The sequence below is a fragment of the Pseudomonas sp. Marseille-Q5299 genome (assembly GCF_943737035.1).
Classification (GTDB): Bacteria; Pseudomonadota; Gammaproteobacteria; order Pseudomonadales; family Pseudomonadaceae; genus Aquipseudomonas; species Aquipseudomonas putida_E.
The window spans coordinates 136,544-155,647 of record NZ_CALSFR010000007.1 but is presented as its reverse complement, the minus strand read 5'-3'; the positions used below and the strand labels follow the sequence as shown (position 1 = coordinate 155,647).

The 19,104-nt window shown below is 58.0% G+C and carries 14 protein-coding genes; 6 read left to right on the top strand and 8 right to left on the bottom strand.

Going from position 1 to position 19,104, the window contains the following annotated elements; genetic code table 11:
* Positions 1–347 precede the first annotated feature (347 nt).
* On the bottom strand, positions 348–1,370 hold the full coding sequence (locus tag NGJ21_RS19850) for a zinc-dependent alcohol dehydrogenase family protein (protein ID WP_046785949.1): 1,023 nt from the start codon (positions 1,368–1,370) through the stop codon (positions 348–350).
* Positions 1,371–1,575: 205 nt separating this feature from the next.
* Here NGJ21_RS19850 and NGJ21_RS19845 point away from each other — a divergent pair, with 205 nt between their 5' ends.
* From NGJ21_RS19845 to NGJ21_RS19835, 3 genes are all read left to right on the top strand, one after another.
* Entirely contained in the window at positions 1,576–2,490 is a 915-nt protein-coding gene (locus NGJ21_RS19845) for a LysR family transcriptional regulator (protein ID WP_012314827.1), read from the top strand.
* A 671-nt stretch (positions 2,491–3,161) separates the two neighbouring features.
* Positions 3,162–5,756 carry a leucine--tRNA ligase gene (gene leuS / locus NGJ21_RS19840; protein ID WP_251962552.1) on the top strand — a complete coding sequence of 865 codons (2,595 nt, stop codon included), beginning with the start codon at positions 3,162–3,164 and terminating at the stop codon, positions 5,754–5,756.
* A gap of 161 nt (positions 5,757–5,917) precedes the next feature.
* A complete protein-coding gene (locus tag NGJ21_RS19835) occupies positions 5,918–7,705 on the top strand; it encodes a thiamine pyrophosphate-requiring protein (RefSeq protein WP_251962551.1) in 1,788 nt (595 codons plus the stop codon).
* 336 nt (positions 7,706–8,041) lie between these two features.
* On the opposite strand, the gene NGJ21_RS19830 is transcribed toward NGJ21_RS19835, so the two are convergent.
* The 4 genes from NGJ21_RS19830 to NGJ21_RS19815 all read right to left on the bottom strand — a co-directional run bounded on the left by NGJ21_RS19830 (position 8,042) and on the right by NGJ21_RS19815 (position 11,003).
* Positions 8,042–8,875, bottom strand: a complete 834-nt coding sequence (locus tag NGJ21_RS19830) for a phosphatase PAP2 family protein (RefSeq protein WP_251962550.1) — start codon at positions 8,873–8,875, stop codon at positions 8,042–8,044.
* Positions 8,876–8,877: 2 nt separating this feature from the next.
* The gene (gene pmrG, locus NGJ21_RS19825; RefSeq protein WP_046785860.1) at positions 8,878–9,567 is read right to left on the bottom strand and encodes a lipopolysaccharide core heptose(II)-phosphate phosphatase PmrG; all 690 of its coding nucleotides are present in this window, start codon (positions 9,565–9,567) and stop codon (positions 8,878–8,880) included.
* Between the two features lie 136 nt (positions 9,568–9,703).
* A complete protein-coding gene (locus tag NGJ21_RS19820; RefSeq protein ID WP_196996485.1) occupies positions 9,704–10,093 on the bottom strand; it encodes a hypothetical protein in 390 nt (129 codons plus the stop codon).
* A gap of 148 nt (positions 10,094–10,241) precedes the next feature.
* The gene (locus NGJ21_RS19815; RefSeq protein WP_069974011.1) at positions 10,242–11,003 is read right to left on the bottom strand and encodes a phosphatase PAP2 family protein; all 762 of its coding nucleotides are present in this window, start codon (positions 11,001–11,003) and stop codon (positions 10,242–10,244) included.
* A 168-nt stretch (positions 11,004–11,171) separates the two neighbouring features.
* On the opposite strand from NGJ21_RS19815, the gene NGJ21_RS19810 reads away from it, so the two are divergent.
* Positions 11,172–11,855, top strand: coding sequence for a response regulator transcription factor (locus NGJ21_RS19810; protein ID WP_251962549.1), 684 nt, complete (start codon positions 11,172–11,174; stop codon positions 11,853–11,855).
* A gap of 261 nt (positions 11,856–12,116) precedes the next feature.
* Positions 12,117–13,751: a phosphoethanolamine transferase gene (locus tag NGJ21_RS19805; protein WP_251962548.1), complete on the top strand. Its 1,635-nt coding sequence runs from the start codon at positions 12,117–12,119 to the stop codon at positions 13,749–13,751.
* Between the two features lie 205 nt (positions 13,752–13,956).
* Here NGJ21_RS19805 and NGJ21_RS19800 read toward each other — a convergent pair whose 3' ends face one another.
* A complete protein-coding gene (locus tag NGJ21_RS19800; RefSeq protein WP_115274563.1) occupies positions 13,957–14,499 on the bottom strand; it encodes a DUF3237 domain-containing protein in 543 nt (180 codons plus the stop codon).
* A 351-nt stretch (positions 14,500–14,850) separates the two neighbouring features.
* On the opposite strand from NGJ21_RS19800, the gene NGJ21_RS19795 reads away from it, so the two are divergent.
* On the top strand, positions 14,851–16,266 hold the full coding sequence (locus NGJ21_RS19795; protein ID WP_204918177.1) for a DUF2252 domain-containing protein: 1,416 nt from the start codon (positions 14,851–14,853) through the stop codon (positions 16,264–16,266).
* Here the strand turns inward: NGJ21_RS19795 and NGJ21_RS19790 are convergent.
* Positions 16,263–17,201 carry a transporter substrate-binding domain-containing protein gene (locus NGJ21_RS19790; RefSeq protein ID WP_239539300.1) on the bottom strand — a complete coding sequence of 313 codons (939 nt, stop codon included), beginning with the start codon at positions 17,199–17,201 and terminating at the stop codon, positions 16,263–16,265. The two genes, NGJ21_RS19795 and NGJ21_RS19790, sit on opposite strands and share 4 nt — an antisense overlap.
* Positions 17,201–18,532, bottom strand: a complete 1,332-nt coding sequence (potE, locus tag NGJ21_RS19785) for a putrescine-ornithine antiporter (protein WP_251962547.1) — start codon at positions 18,530–18,532, stop codon at positions 17,201–17,203. The genes NGJ21_RS19790 and potE overlap by 1 nt, the downstream gene beginning before the upstream one ends.
* Between the last annotated feature and the right edge of the window lie 572 nt (positions 18,533–19,104).

Genomic DNA, 19,104 nt, shown 5'->3' with positions numbered 1-19,104 from the left:
ACCAGGGTTGATCTTCTCCATTGCACGCTCCTTGCGTAAAGCATCATTACGCCATTATCAAGCGTTGCTCAACGATTAACAGATACAGACGCCGGTAAAAAAACCATTCAGCCGAATGGCAACTCACTGTGCGCTCGACACGGGGAAGTTTTCAAAGAGAAAGACTTTTCAAGGCATTTGCATGCACGCGAGGTGGCAATATTTTTTTATGTAGGACGGATACTAGTTAATCGTAGGAAAAGTCCTAGCAAGAGACTATTCACGGATTGTCGGGGAGGACCATCAAGCTGTGAACACTCGAAAAAAAACCCGAGCCAAGCCCGGGTTTCCTTTAGATCCAGCGTATATCAGCCCGCCGCCAAGTCCAGCACCACTCTGCCGCCACAAGGACACTCATCCATATACCGGTGCGCTTCAACCACCTGATCAAACGGATACACCTTGATGATCTGCGGTGTCAGCAACTGGTCTGCCGTGAACTGGTTGATATCACGCAGGGCACGCTGCAGCGCAACCTGGTCCTGGCTAATGCCCAGTTCCGGCTTGCCGGTGAAGTTACCGATGCAGTGAACGTAGAACTGGATGTTCTTCTGGAACGCCGCACAGGCCGGGAATGGTGTCTGGTTACCACCCTGCAGGCCATAAAGCACCAGGCTGCCACGTGGCGCAAGCACATCGCCGAGCAGTGACATCTGCGGGCCACCCATACCGTCCAGGACCATGTCCACACCGCGCCCGTCGGTGTACTTGCCCACCTGCAGGAGCAAGTCCTGCTCTTCGGTGACGATCACCTTGTCAGCGCCCAGGCCCAGCAGGTAGTCGCGCTGCTCCGGCTCCTTGGTGGCAGCGAACACCTTGAGCCCCAAGGCCTTGCCCAGCTGCACGAAGGCGGGCCCTGCGCAATGGCTGGCATCGGTGACCAGCGCGGTCTGCCCGGCCTTGGCCCTGGCCAGGTCGACGTAAGCGAAGTAGGCGATCAGCAGTGGCGTGTAATGCACACTGGCTTCGATCGGTGTGAGGATGTCCGGGTAACGGGTAATCGCCGTGCGCGGCAGGACGATCACATCCCCATACACCGGGTGATCATTGGCGCTGGTAGCCGGGAAGCTGGCCACCCGGTCGCCCACTGCAATGTCATCGACACCCTCACCCACCGCAGTCACCACGCCGGCCATCTCGTGGCCGATACCCGCTGGCAGGCGGGCCTGGGACGGCGCCAGGTTCTGCCGCCAAAGCACGTCGTACCAGCTCACGCCAATGGCCTCGACGCGGATCTGCACCTCGCCGACAGCAGCTGACGGTTCGGCCTGCTCCTCGCAGCGGAGCACTTCGGCAGCGCCGAACTTGTGGAACCGGATCATGCGGGACATCGCATACCTCGCCTTTGTGAATCTCGTATTACCACGGACTTTATCCGGGCTTTTGCCGTTAGACCATCAGTGGCTATTAATAGTCGACATGCCTGTCATCGATTGGGCACCTCACATTTCTGTGCATCGGCCCCACAAATCGGTGCAGGTTAACAGCCTTTGGCCTTAAGATTCACCCCTGCCCCACTTTAGGCGAAGCGCACCGATGAATCGAAACGACCTGCGTCGCGTAGACCTCAACCTGCTGATCGTGTTCGAAACCCTGATGCATGAGCGTAGCGTGACCCGTGCCGCCGAGAAGCTGTTCCTCGGCCAGCCGGCGATCAGCGCGGCGCTGTCGCGCCTGCGTAACCTGTTCGACGACCCGTTGTTCGTGCGCACGGGCCGCAGCATGGAGCCGTCAGCGCGGGCACATGAAATCTTCGCCCTGCTGTCGCCGGCGCTGGATTCCATCTCCACCGCGGTCAGCCGCGCCGCCGAGTTCGACCCGGCCACCAGCAACGCGGTGTTCCGCATCGGCCTGTCGGACGACGCCGAATTCGCCCTGCTGCCGCAGCTGCTCAAGCGCATCCGCGCCGAGGCACCCGGCATCGTGCTGGTAGTGCGCCGGGTCAATTACCTGCTGATGCCTACCCTGCTGGCCTCCGGCGAAATCTCGGTGGGGGTGAGCTACACCAGCGAACTGCCCGCCAACGCCAAGCGCAAGGTGCTGCGCCGCAGCATGCCCAAGCTGCTGCGCGCCGACAGCGTGCCGGGCAGCATCACCCTCGATGACTTCTGCGCACGGCCGCATGCACTGGTGTCGTTCGCAGGTGACTTGTCCGGTTTCATCGACGAAGCGCTGGAAGAGATCGGCCGCAAGCGCCATGTGGTCCTGGCCGTGCCGCAATTCAACGGCCTGGGCAGCCTGCTGGCGGGGACCGACATCGTTGCCACGGTGCCCGATTACACCGCTGATGCGCTGACTGCGGCGGGCGGGTTGCGGGCTGAAGACCTGCCGATAGCGGTGCGCAGCTTCGAGTTGCACATGGCCTGGCGAGGGGCGCAGGACAATGACCCGGCGGAGCGCTGGTTAAGGTCGCGGATTCAGATGTTCTTTGGGGATCCGGATAGCCTGTAAAAAATAGCGAGCTCGGTCGGAAAGGCCATTTACAAACTCATTGCCGCCCGTGATGCCAAATCAACATATGGATACTTGGCAGAACCCATGGTGAAGATGATAAACGCCATGAATTTGTCACCATCGATAGCATGCCGGGCAATACATACAACAATTAGACGCCATCTACCCTAATGGCTACTCGGACTAACAACCCTCTACATCTGAAATCATAGGGATATCCAGAATCGCAGCACAACAAACATTGCGTGAATTAATTTTACATATTCCTGCGAATTTTCTGACAGCTAATTCGGCGCCACTATTCAACCCCCACAAACCCTTGAAAGAAACGCTTGACATTAAAGTTAGGCCTTGACCATATTCAACCTCACCAACCAATCACTCACTATCGACACTGACCAGAACTTAAAAGCAGGTCAGGCTCTTCACGCTAACAGGTCGCTGAAGGCCAAATACAAGCCGCCTCGGGCCTTCAGTGTGTGGCCCCGTGGCTGGTTGGCGGGAGGCCGCCCAGAGTCAGAAGACTGTTCAAATCCGATCTCTGTCAGATTGCCCTAATCCCTCGCACCGGCGGCAGATGAAATTCAGAAGGCCGAGTGATATCCAACAAAAACGCATGAGTCGAGCGGTTGATTGCCACTCGGCGCCAGTAACTTCGAGGAGCGTCTATGCGACAGCAGTATGATCCCGCCTGGGTCGAAAGCACGGTTCAGGCCAAATGGCTTCGCGATGAAGTCTTCAAGGCTGTCGAAGACCAAAGCCGGCCAAAATTCTATGCCTGCTCCATGCTGCCATACCCTTCCGGGAAGCTGCACATGGGCCATGTGCGCAATTATACGATCAATGACATGCTGGCCCGCCACTTGCGGATGAAGGGCTACAACGTCCTGATGCCAATGGGGTGGGATGCATTCGGCCTTCCGGCGGAAAACGCCGCCATGCAGTCGGGCGTGCCTCCAGCCGAATGGACTCGAATGAACATCGCCGACATGAAATCCCAGATGCAACCGCTCGGCCTGGCGTTCGACTGGTCGCGGGAAATTGCCACCTGCGATCCGCAATACTACAAGTGGAACCAGTGGTTCTTCCTGAAGCTGCTGGAAAAGGGCGTGGCCTACAAGAAAACCCAGATCGTCAACTGGGACCCCATCGACCAAACCGTGCTGGCCAATGAGCAAGTGGTAGATGGACGGGGCTGGCGATCAGGGGCACTGGTGGAGAAGCGCGAGATTCCCGGCTACTACCTGCGCATTACGCAGTATGGCGAAGAGCTGCTGTCGGCTATCGATACCCTGGAAGGCTGGCCGGACATGGTTCGCAGCATGCAACGCAACTGGATTGGCAAGGCCAGTGGCACGCGCCTGGCCTTCCTCCACGCGATCGAAGATGCCAGCGGGCAGTTGATCGACGCGGGCAAGCTGTGGGTATTCACCACGCGCGTCGAAACGCTGATGGGTGTGACTTTCTGCGCTGTTTCCCCTGATCATCCCCTGGCCCAGCGAGCCATCGCGCTCGAGCCTGGGCTCGAACTACAGGTGCAGGCGTGTCGGCAGTCAGCACAGGCCAGCCCTGCCGCTGGTGCACAAGCGAAGCTCGGCATCCCGAGCGGCTTGCACGTCGAGCACCCATTGACTGGCGAGCCAGTCGCCGTCTGGATCACCAATTATGTGCTCGATGAGTACGGCGAAGGCGCCTTGATGGGAGTGCCGGCCCACGATGAGCGTGATTTCGACTTTGCACGGCAGTACGGCTTGCCCGTGCGCCCCGTCATCACTGTCGAAGGGGCGGCCTATGACCCTGCCGCATGGTCGGATCGCTATGCCAGTCGGGAAGGTCGCCTGATCAATTCAGGCGCGTACGATGGCCTCACTGTGGAGCAGGCGTCCCTGGCGATCTTCGATGCCCTGGTCGAGCGCGGATGCGGGGAGCAAACCATCACCTGGCGTTTGCGTGACTGGGGCATCTCCCGGCAGCGTTACTGGGGAACACCGATTCCAATCATCCATTGCGAATGCTGTGGCGATGTTCCGGTGCCTTACGCAGACCTGCCAGTGGTATTGCCGACTGACTGCATTCCCGACGGCAGTGGCAACCCGCTTCAGCAGCATGATGCGTTCCGCCACGTCGCATGCCCGCGTTGTGCCGCGCCCGCGCTTCGGGAGACGGACACCATGGATACCTTCGTCGACTCCAGTTGGTACTTCATACGCTACTGCGACCCGGACTGCCATACCGCAATGGTCGGATCTGGCAATCGCTACTGGATGCCCATCGACCAGTACATCGGCGGCATCGAACATGCGGTTCTGCACCTGCTCTACGCCAGGTTCTGGACCAAGGCGATGCGCGACGAGGGATTGGTTGACTTCAGTGAGCCGTTCAAGAACCTGTTCACTCAGGGCATGCTGCTGCGGGAGAGTTACTACCGCAAGGCCGAAGACGGCAGCCGGCGCTGGTTCTACCCGTCCGAGATATCGGTTCACTACGATGAGAAGGGCCGTCCGGTCAACGCCACAGCGATCGAGGATGGCATGCCCGTATGCCTGGGCGGCGTGGAGAAGATGTCCAAATCGAAGAACAACGTGGTCGAGCCCAAGGAGATCATCAACCGATTCGGCGCGGACACCGCCCGCCTGTTCACCATTTTCGCAGGGCCTCCGGACCAGAGCACGATCTGGAGCGACAGCGGTGTCGAAGGGGCTTATCGCTTCCTGCGCCGTCTCTGGAACTTTGCCGTTGACGAGCAAGCTCGCTGGAACGAAGTTGACGACCTGGCGACGGATGCCGCGCAAGCTAGCCGTGTACGTTTCGAGACCCATGGCTTGCTGCAACAGATCAATTACGATTATGAGCGCCTGCAGTACAACACCGTCGTATCGGGCGCGATGAAGATGCTCAAGGTGCTCGAAGGAGCCCGCGGCGCTGGCCGCCAAGTCTGCCGGGAGACCATGTCCATTCTCCTCCAGGTGCTGCATCCGGTGACGCCGCATATTTCCCAAGTACTATGGGAAGAGCTGGCGTTCCCTGGCGCGATCTATGACAGTGCCTGGCCGACCCCAGACAGCGAAGCGCTGAAACGGGATGAAGTGAGGATGATGGTGCAGGTCAATGGCAAGCTGCGTGGGGAAATCCTCGTCCAGGCAGACGCCGACCATGACACGATCCGTCGCCAGGCACTCTGCGATGCGGTGTTGAGCAAATATCTGGAAGGCGCTGAGAGAATGATAGTGGTACCTAACAGATTGGTGAACTTCATCGTCTGACCTTGCTGACTGCCCCTGAAGACGCCAGGTCAGTGCGACTCAAGGTCCAGGACCAAAACGCTTGAAACGGCGGCTGACCCGCGCAGGCAAGCATTTCAGTTGAAACTTTCGTAAACCGCGCCAAGTCCAGACCCCTATCGACCAGCGAACGGGAGAAGGCAATGGCAGGCACGGTAGGCGACTTTCTGGTAGAGCGCTTGTATCAATGGGGGGTGCGGCGCATCTTCGGCTACCCCGGCGACGGTATCAACGGTGTATTCGGCGCGTTGAGCCGGGCCAACGGCAAGATTGAATTCATCCAGGCCCGCCACGAGGAAATGGCAGCATTCATGGCCTGCGCCCATGCCAAGTTCACCGGTGAACTGGGCGTGTGCATTGCCACCTCCGGGCCTGGCGCATCGCACTTGCTCACCGGGCTGTATGACGCCCGGATGGACCACATGCCAGTGCTGGCCATCGTCGGCCAGCAAGCCCGAGCGGCTTTGGGCGGCCACTATCAACAGGAACTGGACTTGCTGTCGATGTTCAAGGATGTGGCCGGTGCATTCGTGCAACAAGCCTCCACACCCTCGCAGGTACGCCATTTACTCGACCGCGCCGTGCGCACTGCCGTCGGCGAACGGCGTGTGACGGCGGTGATCCTGCCCAATGATCTGCAGGACCTGCCCTACCAGGAGCCGGCCCGCGCCCATGGCACCGTGCATTCCGGCGTTGGTTACAGCAAGCCCAAGGTGGTGCCCTACGACAGCGACCTGCAGCGTGCCGCCGAGGTACTCAACGCTGGGCGCAAAGTGGCCATTCTGGTCGGAGCCGGTGCCTTGCAGGCTACCGAAGAGATCATCGAAATCGCCGACACACTCGGCGCAGGTGTGGCAAAAGCGCTACTGGGCAAGGCCGCCTTGCCCGATGACCTGCCGTGGGTGACCGGCGCCATCGGCTTGCTGGGTACCGAACCGAGCTACCAGTTGATGGCCGAATGCGACACCTTGCTGATGATCGGCTCAGGGTTCCCCTATTCCGAGTTCCTGCCTAAAGAAGGCCAGGCCCGTGGGGTGCAGATCGACCTTCAGCCAGACATGCTAAGCCTGCGTTACCCGATGGAGGTCAACCTGGTGGGTGATGCCGGGGAGACCTTGCGCGCATTGCTGCCATTGCTCGAGACAAAATCCGACCGCCGCTGGCGCAAGAAAGTCGAAGGCTGGCGTGCACGTTGGGACAAGACCTTGGCCAAACGCGCAATGGTCAAGGCGGACCCAATAAACCCGCAACGCGTGGTGTACGAGCTGTCCCCTCGCCTACCCGACAACACCCTGGTGACCAGCGACTCCGGTTCCTGCGCTAACTGGTATGCCCGTGACCTGCAAATTCGCCAAGGCATGCAGTGCTCGCTGTCAGGCGGCCTGGCCTGCATGGGGGCTGCGGTACCGTACGCCATTGCCGCCAAGTTCGCCCATCCGCAGCGCCCGGTGGTGGCACTGGTCGGCGATGGCGCGATGCAGATGAGCAACCTGGCCGAGCTGATTACCGTAGCCAAATACTGGCAGCAGTGGGAGAACCCGCAATGGATCTGCGCGGTGTTCAATAACGAGGACCTCAACCAGGTCACCTGGGAGCAACGTGTGATGGAGGGCGATCCCAAGTTCGAGGCGTCCCAGACGATCCCTGACGTGCCTTATCACCTGTTTGCCATCTCCATCGGCCTGGAGGGCATTTTCGTCGACCGTGAAGATGACGTCGCAGCGGCCTGGGAACGCGCGCTAAGCGCCGATCGGCCGGTATTGATCGAGTTCAAGACCGACCCCAACGTGCCGCCCTTGCCGCCTCATATCAAACTCGAACAGGCGAAGAAACTCGCCGGCTCTTTGTTCAAGGGCGACCCGGACCAGGCCAGCGTCATGGTCCAGACAGCCAAGCAGGTATTGAGCTCGATGCTTCCTGGTAAGAAGTGACGCAATCCTCTAGCCATCAATCAGCCAAGCAGGCGTGAGTGATAGCAACGATGACGCGCCGAGCAAACAGACACGCGCTGCAGGGGCGCAGCGCGCCAGCTTGCCCGGTGTGCATCGATACATACCATTGGCGCCCGTGACATCGCCCCATAGAGCACGGATCTTTGGAAGCGTAGCTAGAACAGAGATATTTATTTTTGAGACAGTACACTAGTGCATTGTTCGGCGAAAAAGTCAGCGCCCTTGACGTTTTATCGTGCGCCTTGAGTTCTGAGCAAAAACCTCGATCTCGATCCGGCTGCCATCCAGTCATAGAGACCGTTTCCACTTACTGCTTCAGGGTTCAGTAGCATCGATGACGACCATCGATGCCTGGCTTTCAATTTCCTGTGGTGCGATCTGCAACGCGGGACGTCCGTAAAACAACAATGCGCTCGTCCAGGCAGTTAGCCAGACGAAAATCCCGGCCCAGAAGGTATGTGACATATAGTGCCAGCCTTGCAATACACGGGTGGTGCCGTACACGAAGCCGAGCGAGAGGATGACTACCAGGAGTTTGCGTGTATGCGGCCATCGGTGTCGGAGGGCCACGAAATAAACGGCCAACAACGTAAAGGCACTGGAGGCATGGCCGCCCGGCCAGCACCGGCCAGCGGGGGCCTTATCCAGCCAATGGAAGTGGGTGAACCACTCCTTATGGGGTGCTGCTCCGCCGTAAAGAGTTGTCTCCACTGGACAGTAGATGCCGGTGTGGCTCTTAAGGTAGTGGATCACTCCAGTGCATGCCGCGAACGTCACCACAACATAGAAAAAGTCTCTGCGATAACGTGTGGTAAATCGCAAAGCAGTCCCGATGCGGGTTGCTTGAAAAAGCCGGCTTGAGACCAGGTGAGGAAACTTCGCGCTCAGCGGCCAGACAAAGGAAAGCAGGCTGCCAATAATCGCCAGTTCCCCTGTCCAGTTCGGCAGAACGCGTGGCAGCTTGTGGGTTGCTTTTTCGAACCATTGATTGTGCAGCAATGGGAATTGGCCGGTCGCTGGATCGAGCAGCAAATTACTGATCTGTTGGTCCAGGTGAGTTATATCGAATAGCGGGAAGACGATCACGGCCAGCAACAGCGGTATGCCCAGGTTGCTCGCATAGAAGGCAGTACGGCGAGAAAGCTGCATGCTTACAGTCCTGTGCTGGAAACAAGGTGGTTCCAGACACTGGCGTTCATCTGTCCAAGAATGCGTGCTTTGCCCTTATCGGCCACAGAGATAAACAGCGCGCTGGCGTAAGCGCTGGAGCGTTCTCCCCCAGCCACTTTAAAGTGCCGCTCCAGCTGGTCGATGCAACCGCTGTGGGTAATCAATACCAGGTTGCGCCCGCTGTTCTTATGGCTAAGCGCGGCGTCGGCGAAGCCCTTGTTGCATTGGCTCAGCCAGTCTTGTGTGAGAATCGGCCCGCCGAAGATGAAGTGGGCCGTCTGCTGAGTGCGAACTTTCGGGCTGCTCAGGAGTTCGGCATTCTCCAGGCCAAGCCGTGCAAGCCCCTTGCCGACATCGGTGGCCATCTGGCTACCGGCGACAGTGATGCCCGCCGGGTCATCCAGGCAGGCGTTATGCGAGCGGTCACAGCGCTCGGCGTGACGGATCAGCACCATCACCTCGCCCTTGGCCCATTGTGTGTAGATCCCGCTATCGTGCATCTCCTTCGCACTACTTACATCTAATACCTGCGCTTGAGAGGCATACCATGTGGAAACGGCAGCAAGCGCAATAAGAGCGCCTATCGCAGCTTTCTTCAGATTGCTTGCGTGAAATCGGCGTTCTTGTGAACGCTGAGGAACAGCGTGACGCTGCATGATGCCTTGCTGCATGGTGTCGCTCCGAAAAGTAGACGAGGCAGGCAGCAACCAGGCGCGTGCCCCTATGAGTCGCGGCACTGTAGGGAGGCATGCATGGCACGACAGTGAAGCCCATGTGAAAAAAACCTGAAAGGAGGGGCGCGGCGGTTCATGGTTTTTTCGACGACTTTCTCAATGTGCTGCCCCATGCTTGGGCCTTTTCATGTCTCCATTCGCGATCCGCCTGGCTATCGAGTTTCAAGTTTCGCTCTATGTCGCTGGCAGCACTGGCCTGGCACTGGCGAAAGCCATCGTCCCAACCCGTAGCGTATTGCGGGTCTTGGAGGTAGGTGCTGACCTTTTTTCGGAATTCACCCAGTGCTCCGGCCGCTTGTCGACCGCTTGCACACCCATCATCGAAGCCGCTGACAAAGGGCGCGGGATAACCTTCAGCCAGTAGGCGCTGACTGGTGCTCTGACATCCGCTCAGCAACGCAAGCGCGAAACAGACAGCTGCCCCCATACAGGCAGTGTGCTGCCAATACCGCAAAATACTCATCTAATGCCCCTGAATGCCGCGAGATTTCTGATTGGCGTGCCGATAACGCGTTCAAGCTGGCACTTCTCGATTGCTCGAACTGTAAGTGCGGACAGATTGGGGCGCGGTGAAGCGGATGTGAAAAAAGTCTGCGTCGAACCGAGCGGGATCATTCCACACTGCGCACCTCGTCGCCTCCTCGCACTGGTGTTTCTTCGATGCCATCAGCGCTCGGCCGATAGAGCAGCCATCGGTAGCACAACACCGCTATCAGCCAGTCGATCAACAGGGTCCAGACATTGTGAGAAAGAAAGTGCGCGCCTTGCAGCATCCTGCCCACCGATAGCAGCGTCCCAAGTCCCAAGGCCAGGGCAAGAACCACCCGGCCGGCCCGTGGATGGCGGTCGCGCAACGCGAAATACAGGGCCAGGAGGCCAAATCCAGTGGAGGCATGCCCGCCCGGCCAGCATCGGCCCGGCTTGGGCGAGTCCACGCGGTCTGCTAGCAGGGGAACATAAGGTTCGCTGCCACCAAACGCCTGCAAGCTCCACGGGCATTGCACTTCGGTCAGTGCCTTGAGCGGCGTCACGATACTGGTGCACAGCCCGATCGTCAGAACGGCGTAGCCCAACGGTCTTTGCCACAGCCGAAATTTCGGGTTCACCAAGCTGGCCACCAGGCCGGCGATCAATACCAGGGCAAACAGGATGACGACCTGTTTGACACGTTCATGCAGCACGGTTTCCAGCCAGTAACTGTGCCGGCCATAGAACCCGAAACCGGGAATATAGGACATCCGCGCAAAATAGAAATCGATGGTAGTTACGTTGGAAGCAAGCATCGCCATCATGGCCAAAATCGGCAGTCCGACTGCAAGTCTAAAGTTAAAAGGGCGGGATACAGGCACTGCATGTAATGAGAATCTTTTCATGTAATCAATTCCAGAACCGTGACGCCTTCTCACTAACAAGCCGTGGCTTTTCACGAATACTTAACATTTTGTCGACACACCAGCGACTGCCAGGAACATCAAATGCAAGCCCGTTGTTGGGCCAGCCCACCTGACAATGCTAGCCATGGCCTTTAGGAAAGCGCTCGAATGAAACTGCTGATCGTTGAAGACAATTGTGACATCCATGACAACCTTGTTGATTTTTTCGAACTCAGGGGGCACGCCGTCGAGGGCGCACGTGATGGCCTGACCGGTTTGCACCTGGCCGAGACCGGATGCTTTGACGCGATCATCCTCGATATAATGCTACCTGGCATTGATGGTAACGAGATCTGCCACCTTTTACGCATGCGCTCCAAGTCGCCGGCCGCCATCATCATGCTCACCGCGCGAGATGAGTTGGATGATCGGCTGATGGGTTTCAAAGCAGGGGCCGACGACTACGTGGTGAAGCCTTTCGCCATGGCCGAGATACTTGCCCGGCTCGAAGCCATCCTTTACCGGCGTACCGGACATAACGGCCGCAAGCTTCACTTGCTTGATCTCGAACTCGATCTGGACACGCTGGAAGTCCATAGAGGGAACACGCTGGTCAGTCTCAGTTCCGCCAATCTGAAGATACTCGAACTGCTGATGCGAAGTAGCCCCGCCATCGTCAAGCGTAAGACACTTGAAGAGTTGCTCTGGGGATCGACCTGGCACAATAGGAAAGGCGACAGTATCCGCAACCATATCCATCAAATCAGGCAGGCCGTGGACAAGCCGTTCGCTAAAAAACTGCTGCATACCGTGCGCGGTGATGGCTACAAGATCTGCAGTCCGGACCCTTGAACATTCAGCGAGGTTGCCGCTACGGATCCTAAGTCGCTCAGCGTGGTCTTGAGGTTATCAACTTGTGAAAAAAATGTGATGTCGCCTAAGCATCGACCAAGCACCGTCGACCTTGAGCTTGGCCTGGTACCGTAGCCATTTGAACAGACATCTTTTCACTGACGTTTTCACAAAAACGCCACGGAACATGCCCTAACTTGCGCGCCCATGCCCCCAACGCAAGTCTGCGTTGATGCCCCGGTTTTGATTGCGTAGGGTTTTATGTTCAAGATAAAAGCAGTGCGTCCTGCCTTGGTAACAATGCTTGCCAGTGTCTTTCTGTTAATGGGATTCAATGCACCGCTCTGGGTGCATTTGGTTTCCATTACGGAGCCAAATGGATCGGGCATGATGATGCGGTTCGCTTTCGCTCTGTTGATAGCGTGCGCATTCAACCTGCTTATTACACTATTCACGTTCGGTCGCACATTGAAACCGACACTCATACTGCTCTTCATCATCAGTGCGGGTGCAGCCTACTTCATGAACCAATATGGCGTACTGATCGATGTCGGCATGATCCGCAATGTCGCGCAAACCGATACCAGCGAAGTCCAGGCCCTGCTGTCGACAACCTTGCTGGGCTACCTGCTGGCGCTGGGCGTGCTGCCTGGCTACATCCTTTGGAAAACGCCCATCCATTACCGTCCATGGCCTCAGGAGCTGGTTGGTAAAGGCCTGACAGTGCTGCTCTGCGTATCGCTGATCGGTGGCGTCAGCCTCCTCAACTACAAGGGCTTGTCTTCATTGTTTCGCAACCATCACGAGTTGCGCCTCATGATCGTGCCGAGCAATGTCATCGGTGCTTCGATCAGCTATGCACGCGAAGAACTCAAGACGGCGCAGCAACCCTTCATGCCGATTGCGCAGGACGCACGACTCGATGGCAGTTGGGCGCGCCACTCGCGCAAGTCCCTTACTGTGCTCGTCGTGGGCGAGAGCGCGCGGGCGGCAAACTTCGGCATCCTCGGCTATCCACGGGATACAACTCCCGAGTTGAACAAGGAAGACGGCCTGGTCGCATTCAGCCATGTCACTTCATGTGGCACGGAAACCGCAGTTTCTGTCCCCTGCATGTTTTCCAACATGGGCCGCAAGCACTATGACGTGGCCCGGGCAAAAAACCAGGAGGGTCTGCTCGACGTGCTCAAGCGTGCGGGCCTGGCGGTTATATGGCGCGATAACCAGTCTGGCTGCAAGGGCACCTGCGATCGCGTCATGCGGCAAGACGTCAGCAAGAACAAAGATTCACTGCTGTGCGCCGACCACGAATGCCGGGACGAGATCCTGCTGCAAGGACTGCAGCCACTGATCGATCATCTCGACAAGGACACCGTTCTGGTCCTGCATCAGATGGGCAGCCACGGCCCTGAGTATTTCAAGCGCTATCCTGGCGCGTTCGAACGATTCACGCCGGTATGCCACAGCAATGCGCTTGAAACATGCAGCCGGGAAAGCATTGTCAACGCCTACGACAACACCATCGCCTACACCGATCATGTGCTGGCTACCCTGATCGACGTGCTACGTCGCAACGGGGACAAGGTAGACAGCGCCATGATCTATCTGGCCGACCACGGCGAGTCGCTTGGGGAATACAACATTTATCTTCACGGAACGCCCTATCTGTTTGCACCAGAGGAGCAGAAGCATGTGCCGATGATCACCTGGTTCTCCGAGGGCTATCAACGCGCGTTACAGCTCGACGGCCGCTGCCTGCAGGCCAAGCGCGATGCTGCGCTCAGCCAAGACAACCTGTTCCATTCCGTGCTGGGGCTGCTGAAGGTGAACACGCTGGTCTACGAGTCATCCCTGGATCTTTTCACAAGCTGCCGGGCCCCAATGCCAGTGGGCTAAGCAGAAATGAAAGTAGCAGCACAACCTTGCGAGATGTCTACCCTATTCTGCGTAAAGCTTGGGTTGGCGCGAGTCCAAGCCATAGGCTGTGCGCCTTAGTTAGCTGGCGGGCAGACCGGTTTGCTTCGCCATTTCGGTCACGCAGGCTTTCTCCGCCTTGATTCAGCGACGCACAGTGTTCAGAAGAGCATAGTTTTATAGATAACTATTTCACCTCGAACGCGTCGTAGACCACTGCATTGCCCAAGCGCATTGCGCTACCCACGCCGACCGTACGATTGAGCCATGCGTATTGGGGCGCGGATGTCTCGAAACGCAGGGTGATGCGGAACTGGTACAGGCTGGGATCGACGTCTTCGCCCGCGGCCACCCTCTTCATGACCGCATCCGGCCCGTAACGGTAGCCTTCGGTACGCAGGTAGATCAGTGCACCATCGTCGGTCTGCAGCAGGTAGCGGGTGTCGATGATCGCCACACCCTCGGGGCTGACAATCTGCCAGTCCGCGCCGTTATTGAGGATGGTGCCCTTGAGCCTGGCCCCCTCGAAACGGCCGCCTGTGATCGGGATGATACGCCGCTTGCCCTGCGCGCTGGTTTCGCCCAGCTCCCACACCGGCGCGACAAGGTCCACCGTAAAGCGCGCCAGGGGTTCGAGCTTGAGCGGGGGCGGAGCGTAACTGGCAGCCTGGGCAAGGCCCGTGCAAACGCCAAGCAGCAGTCCAAGCAATCCTCTGCGAAGGTTCATCATGCTGCCTCCTGCACTGACCGGGCATCGGGATTTGTCGGGTGCGGGCCTGGTGATGCGACCCGGTTTGCTGGGGGACGTGCTATAGGCGCTTTCATGAGTGCAGATATCCTTTGTTATTGTTAATGGATAATATTGTTAATGATTATTTTTGTTAACCAATAGTCTGTCAAGGTTCCTTTGGGTGCTTGCCGCAAAATCTTCAGCACCCTTGGGATGAGCGCTGAAGGACGATCTGGTCACCCGGTGCAAGCTTGGACGCAGCGCATGCTACGCTTGAATCAGCTGTGAACAGTGTCTTGGCGCAAAAAACAAGGCCCTGCCCTTCTGCCTTTGATCACCAAAGGTGCTGACATGCCCGAGTTCAGGAAACAGGCCAGCTCGCACCTGCAAGCAGATGATGACGGCCGTCGGGAACACAAGCGCTTCGCGTCACGAAAAGAACGCCTGGACGCAGGAAAGAAACTGCGCGAAACGGTGCCGCGCTCGTCCCATGCATTCTGGAAAACGACGCACAAGCATCGCGACCCTGTCGACATTCTCGAACAGTCCAACCGCAGCCGGCATCCGGCCTTGGTGCCCGTGCGCTATGGGCGCATGTTGCGTAGCCCGTTCACTTTTCTCAGGGGCTCAGCCGGCTTGATGGCACGCGACCTCGCGACACTTCCCCACACAGGTATTCGCGTTCAGGCCTGCGGTGATTGCCACCTGCTGAATTTTGGATTGTTCGCCACCCCCGAACGTAACCTGATCTTCGACATCAATGATTTTGACGAAACGTTACCCGCCCCTTGGGAGTGGGATATAAAGCGTCTGGCAACCAGTTTTGCCGTAGCCGCCCGCGATAACCGCCTCATCGATGAAGATGCCAGGCGTCTGGCTATGGAATGCGTTCGCGCCTACCGGGAACGCATGCGCGAATTGACGACGATGAGCCCGCTGGAAATCTGGTACGACCGCCTCGATGCACAAACGCTCATCGATATGGCCCCTAGTCTCAAATACCGTAAAGCACGTGAACAGTTGATGGCCAAGGCCAGGACTCGCATCGGCGACTACCTGTACCCACAAATCAGTGACGAAGTGGGCGGCCGGCGACGCCTGGTCGATCAGCCGCCGATTCTTTTTCATGTCGATGAAGCCGACTTCATCAACCGGGTGCACCTTGCGCTGGAGGATTATCGTACTTCTCTGCTGCCTGAACGCAGGGTCCTGTATGACCGTTATCGCCTGGAAGACTTTGCCATGAAGGCAGTGGGTATCGGCAGCGTCGGCACCTATTGCTTCGTCGGTTTGTTCTTTTCAGCGCAAAACAACCCATTGCTCCTGCAATTCAAGCAGGCTTGTCCTTCTGTGCTTGAACCCTATGCGGGCAAGAGCGAATTTGTAAACCAGGGCCAACGGGTGGTCACGGGCCAACGGCTTATGCAATCTGCCAGTGACATTTTTCTCGGATGGACCGAGAGCACCAAGGGCCGGCAGTTTTTTGTCCGGCAATTGCGCGACATGAAAATGTCACTACCTGTAGAAGGTGCATCACTCGAACAGATGATGATGTACGCCGAGGTATGCGGCATTACCTTGGCGCGCGCACATGCAAAATCAGGTGACGCCGCCTTGATCAGTGGCTACCTAGGTAAATCGAACACCTTCGATCAGGCCATAGGCGATTTTTCACTCGCTTACGCCGAGCAGAATGCGAAGGACTACGCGGCACTGATCAGCGCTGAGAAAAAAGGAAGAATCAAGGCACTGCGCGAAGAAGACTAATGTTGCGGCGCCAGCCGTTCACGGTCATCCGGCAACACATAAAGGCTCTGCAACAGTTTGTCCTGCGCTGTTTGTACCCCCAGGTAGCGTACGAACAAGGCTTCTCCATCCGGGCCGGACAGCGCCTGGCTAAGCGCGGTATCCACCAACAGGCGAAAACCATCATCGCCACGGGCCATGGGCAGTGCGACACGGCTCGTGACAAACAGGTGATCCGGGATCCATAACCGGTCGCGCTCAGGCTGCTGGCTCTGCAGGGAAAGCAAAATCATCCTCTCGCCAAAAAACGCATCGACCTTGCGCTCGACCACCCGGCGCACACCCTCCTGGTAACTGGACACCTCTTCAAGCCTGGACTGCAGGCCAAGCTTGCGAATACGCTCCCGCGCCCACTGACTGCTCAGCGTGCCGCGCAGCACTGCAAAACTGTGCTTGCTCAACCCCGCATTGAGGGTTGCGCGCCACCTGGGGCCGGTATCGACAGGCTTACCACGCAGTGGCTCCAGAAGGCTGGCCGGTGCATCACGCCGCACCAGCACCGCAAGGCCGGTGGTGAATACCGGTATGGAAAAATTCAGGGTTTCCCGTCTTGTGATCGTTTCCACCATCGGCGTGCACAGCAGATCAACCGTTCCCTCGCCCAAGGCGCGGACGGCTTGCTCCTGCGGCACCACATGCCAATGCACCTGCAAGTCGGCAAGGCCAGGTGACTGGCGAAGGTGTTGAGCCACTGCCTGGCACAATTCGATGCCATACCCTTGAGGTGACTGGGTACTGCCTGAAGAAAACGGGGCAAGGTCTGCGATGAAACCCAGATTGAGGACCTGACTGTCGCGCAGCCGGCTCAGCTTGTCGGTCGCTGCTTCAACGCTGCACACCGCCGCAAACGGCACCGAAAGGGCCAGGCACAGGGCAACCCATTTCGACCTGCGCATCATGGCGCACCTCCAATCAAGTCCAGCACCTTGACGAAACGTTTGGCGATGAAGCCGAACAGCAGGTAACCCAGCGCCATGATCAGCGCAGCGCCAAACACCGCTTCCAGGCCCGAGGCATAGAGCGCATAGAAGCAATAGCACACCGCAACCAGCATGATTGCGCTGTTACGGCGGAAGATCTTTATATCCACCTGGGCCTTGTACATGATCACCAGCAACCCGGTCAGGGAGGTGATGTAGGGAATGATGTTGGTCACTGCCGCCAGGTTGACCAGCTTGCTGAACTGGGCGCTGGCATTGGGCGAAATGGTCGACAACGCAATCAGGCTCTGCAAGACCGCGCAGGTCAGCATGCCCGCCAGTGGCGCGCCCCTGGCAGTAACGCGGGTGAACAACGTGGGAAACAGCCCTTGCTCGGCGGTAACCTTGGCCGTTTCGGCCAGGGTGAACTGCCACCCCAGCAATGAACCGACACAGGCGATGACTGCCAACCCCATGATCACGTTACCGACCGTGTCATTGAACATGCGCGCATAGACCAGTGCAAAGGGTGCGCTGGAATTCGCAAGTTCGGGGTTTGGCACGATCCCCTGGATGACGGTGGTCGACAGGATATAGATCACCGCTGCGCCCAGTGTGCCGAACAGGCATGCAAGCGGCACATTGCGCTTGGGGTTCTCCACCGCATCCGAATTTTGCGCGGCCGACTCCATGCCCAGAAAGGCCCACAGCGTCAGGGGAATACTGGCGGTGATCGCCTGGCTCACCGGTATGTTGTCGGGGTTCCAGGCATCGGTAAACGTCTGTGGGTTGAACCAGTACCAACCCACTAAACTCAGGCCGGCCACAGGAATGATGACGCCCCAGACACTGATCGCGCCTAGCTTGCCGGTTATGTTGGCACCGCCGACATTGGCCAGGGTGCTGAACCAGATCAGCATCACCGTCCCTGCCACCAGCGGGCCTGGGCCCGTGCCAAGCCAGGGCAGGAAAGGCGTCAGATAACCCACCGCGGATATACCAATGGCGACATTGCCGATCATCAGCGAGAGGAAATACAGGTAGGAGCAGAGGAAGAATGCGGACTTGCCATGGGCCTCTTCGCTGTAGGCCGACATTCCGCCCGAGCGCGTGCAGTAGATACCGCATTGCGCGAAACAGTAGGCGATGGCCATCGAACCCACAGCCGTCACGACCCACGAGAGCAGCGACACAGCACCGATCTGCGCCATGCTGGCGGGCAGCATGATGATACCGGAGCCCATCATGTTGACGGTGACCAAAGTGGTCAGCCCGACCAAACCCATTTTCTTTGCTGGATCGCGCACAGGAATGACCTCCGAGAAAACAAGCCGGCTTCGATAGCGTTTCTGACGGTGCGACTGCCCCCCCCGGCCCAACCCAGGAGGGGCAGAGCCTGATACAGGGTATTGCCCATCACACAAAGCTTGTGCAACCACACTAGCAATGCGTCGGCTGCAGTGGTTATCAAATGTCAAGAATAGTGCGAAGGAGCGTCGGCGCTGATCTTAGGCAATGGTTATTCACGGATTATTGGAAAGGCTGGTTATCGAGCGGATGCAGGATGACGAGACATGCAGGACGCCGGCCGGCATTACAAGCAGTCACGCCCGACCGCAAAAAGAATCAGATTTGTCCCCTTTCTTGTAGCCCATTTCCCAAAGATACTCGCTACGCCTGTTTTTCGTTGCGGTCGTTATTTCTGAGTTTTAGGCTCGGTGGGTCGTTGCACATCAACGACCGGCTTTGACAGGCCGCGACGAGATACTTTGCAGAGCTTTGCCTTTAATGGCGGCTGTGTATGGGGCACGTTCGCGTGCGCCGGTTCTGGTATCCGCCGGTCTGTCAACCTATGCACAGCTGCCACCTAACTGTTTGA

Excerpts from the sequence above, each read along its gene's own strand:
- leuS (WP_251962552.1), top strand. The coding sequence starts at position 3,162 with ATGCGACAGCAGTATGATCCCGCCTGGGTCGAAAGCACGGTTCAGGCC.
- pmrG (WP_046785860.1), bottom strand. The coding sequence starts at position 9,567 with ATGCAGCAAGGCATCATGCAGCGTCACGCTGTTCCTCAGCGTTCACAA.
- NGJ21_RS19845 (WP_012314827.1), top strand. The coding sequence starts at position 1,576 with ATGAATCGAAACGACCTGCGTCGCGTAGACCTCAACCTGCTGATCGTG.
- NGJ21_RS19795 (WP_204918177.1), top strand. The coding sequence starts at position 14,851 with ATGCCCGAGTTCAGGAAACAGGCCAGCTCGCACCTGCAAGCAGATGAT.
- NGJ21_RS19815 (WP_069974011.1), bottom strand. The coding sequence starts at position 11,003 with ATGAAAAGATTCTCATTACATGCAGTGCCTGTATCCCGCCCTTTTAAC.
- NGJ21_RS19835 (WP_251962551.1), top strand. The coding sequence starts at position 5,918 with ATGGCAGGCACGGTAGGCGACTTTCTGGTAGAGCGCTTGTATCAATGG.
- NGJ21_RS19810 (WP_251962549.1), top strand. The coding sequence starts at position 11,172 with ATGAAACTGCTGATCGTTGAAGACAATTGTGACATCCATGACAACCTT.
- NGJ21_RS19850 (WP_046785949.1), bottom strand. The coding sequence starts at position 1,370 with ATGTCCCGCATGATCCGGTTCCACAAGTTCGGCGCTGCCGAAGTGCTC.
- NGJ21_RS19805 (WP_251962548.1), top strand. The coding sequence starts at position 12,117 with ATGTTCAAGATAAAAGCAGTGCGTCCTGCCTTGGTAACAATGCTTGCC.
- NGJ21_RS19820 (WP_196996485.1), bottom strand. The coding sequence starts at position 10,093 with ATGAGTATTTTGCGGTATTGGCAGCACACTGCCTGTATGGGGGCAGCT.
- NGJ21_RS19830 (WP_251962550.1), bottom strand. The coding sequence starts at position 8,875 with ATGCAGCTTTCTCGCCGTACTGCCTTCTATGCGAGCAACCTGGGCATA.
- NGJ21_RS19790 (WP_239539300.1), bottom strand. The coding sequence starts at position 17,201 with ATGCGCAGGTCGAAATGGGTTGCCCTGTGCCTGGCCCTTTCGGTGCCG.
- NGJ21_RS19800 (WP_115274563.1), bottom strand. The coding sequence starts at position 14,499 with ATGATGAACCTTCGCAGAGGATTGCTTGGACTGCTGCTTGGCGTTTGC.